The organism is Sivoneniella epilithica UHCC 1019 (assembly GCF_040830845.1).
Lineage (GTDB): Bacteria > Cyanobacteriota > Cyanobacteriia > Leptolyngbyales > Leptolyngbyaceae > ULC077BIN1.
Window position 1 is genome coordinate 1 of record NZ_JBFPDP010000132.1, and the last position, 515, is coordinate 515.

Genomic DNA, 515 nt, shown 5'->3' on the forward strand with positions numbered 1-515 from the left:
CCATCGCTGACATAAAAGTAGCAGTTCCACATCGTCACCAAGGTCCATAAAGGAGTAAATGTTGCAGCGCTATAGTCTCCGACGACCCACCCTAATATCCCTGGCTTGAAGTGGTCTACGGCTGTCCACAGCCAGATCTTGTTTTTTTGAGCCGCCAAAGGGTTCCAGATCATCGAGTTCTGCGACCTGGGGTTGACTCTCAGGAGCGTAGGCATCGGGTAGCAGTTCTCCGACTTGTTTGACCCAGTAGATGACCGTGGTGTGATGTACTCCTTTGACTCGTTCGATCGCTCGAAATCCTGAGCCATTGACATACATTTTCAGACATTCGCGTTTGACTTCCTCTGAGTATCCTTTGGGTGGGTTGTAGTGGTCAATAAATTGGCGACCGCAGTCCACACAGATGTGATTCTGCTTACCTTTGTTCTTCCCATTCTTACGGATATGGGAGGAGCCACATTCAGGACATTGCATAGCGATTTCCCTTGATTCATATCTTTATTATGCAACGCCCG

1 pseudogene is annotated in these 515 nt (G+C 48.5%); it reads right to left on the reverse strand.

Annotated elements, in window-relative coordinates:
• Positions 1-474: pseudogene (locus tag AB3R30_RS26975) on the reverse strand (IS1 family transposase); the annotation flags it as partial.
• Positions 475-515 lie beyond the last annotated feature (41 nt).